1 protein-coding gene is annotated in these 1,306 nt (G+C 65.9%); it reads right to left on the bottom strand.

The features are described 5' to 3' along the window. Positions 1-1,306 (bottom strand): hypothetical protein (locus NDN16_RS20805; protein WP_251115323.1); only part of this gene is annotated, 1,306 nt, incomplete at both ends.

Genomic DNA, 1,306 nt, shown 5'->3' with positions numbered 1-1,306 from the left:
GCGCGTCTGTCCGCCCACATCGATCGTCAGACGCGGTGCGCCCGCGCCGGTGTCGACGAAGACCACCTTGCTGAAGGTCGTCTCCAGCGTCACCGTGTCCCCGGCGTTCAGGAGGTTGTTCTGTCCGCCCGTCTGACCGACGATCACCACCGACGCGATCGTCGCCGGCTGCGTGTCCACCTTGTAGGTCGGGTTCGCGTCGACCGCCGAATGCGCCAGATTGGCGTTCGTGCCGCCGAAGTCGCGGATCGAGCTGTTCGTCACCGAAAGCCCGTTGGCATCCAGCGAGATGCCGTCGCCGTCCATGTCGCCGGCCGCGATCGTATAGGTGAACTGCAGCCGGGTGCTGCCCGACCCTGCCGCATAGACCGCTTCGCGATCGTCCGAACCGACCTTGATCTTCAAGCGCGGCTGGCCGTTCGCCGTGTCGACATACACCGCCTCGCTGAACGTCACGTCCAGCGTCACCGTGTCGCCCACGTTCAGAAGGTTGTTCTGCCCGCCCGTCTGGCCGCTGATCACCACCGACGTCACCGTCGGCGCCGTCGTGTCCACCTTGTAGGATGCATTGGCCGCAACCGACGCATGGACAGGGTTGACGTCCGTGCCAGCGCGGTCGCGGATCGCTCCGGCGGCCACGATCAGGCTGTTCGAATCCACCGATATGCCATCCGTATCCGTCTGGCCGGCTTCGATCGTATAGGTGAAGTGCAGCTTGTCCGTGCCGTCGCCGCTGACATACAGCGCGTCGCGCAACTGGCTGCCGATGCGGATCTTCAGCTTCGGGACGCCGTTCGTCGTGTCGACGTACACCGCCTCGCTGAAGGACACTTCGAGCGTGACCGTGTCCCCCGCATTCAGCACGTCGCCCTGACGGCCCGTCGCGTCGAACAGCGTGACGCCGGCGACCGTCGGTGCCGTCGTATCCACCTTGTAGCTGCCGTTGTCCGCCGCCGCCGCATGCGACAGCGTCGCATTCGTGCCGCCGAGATCGCGGATCGTTCCGCCATTCAAGGCAAGGCTGTCCGCGTCGACGGAGATGCCGTCGCCATCCGTATCGCCCGCCGACACCGTGTAGGTGAAGGACAACGTGCTCGTGCCGGTGCCGCCCGAATAGGTCGCATCCCGGTACTGGCTGCCCACCTTGAGCTTCAACGTCGGCACGCCGCCGGCCGTATTGACCGAAACCGTCTCGCTGAAGGTCGCGAGAACCGTCACCGTATCGCCGACGTTCAGAAGGCCGTTCTGCGCGCCCGTCTGCCCGCCGATCGCCACCGAGGCGATGGTGGGCGCAGTGGTATCCACC

The organism is Aureimonas altamirensis (assembly GCF_023702225.1).
GTDB lineage: Bacteria > Pseudomonadota > Alphaproteobacteria > Rhizobiales > Rhizobiaceae > Aureimonas > Aureimonas altamirensis_B.
This window is presented reverse-complemented; position numbering and strand designations above follow the sequence as displayed.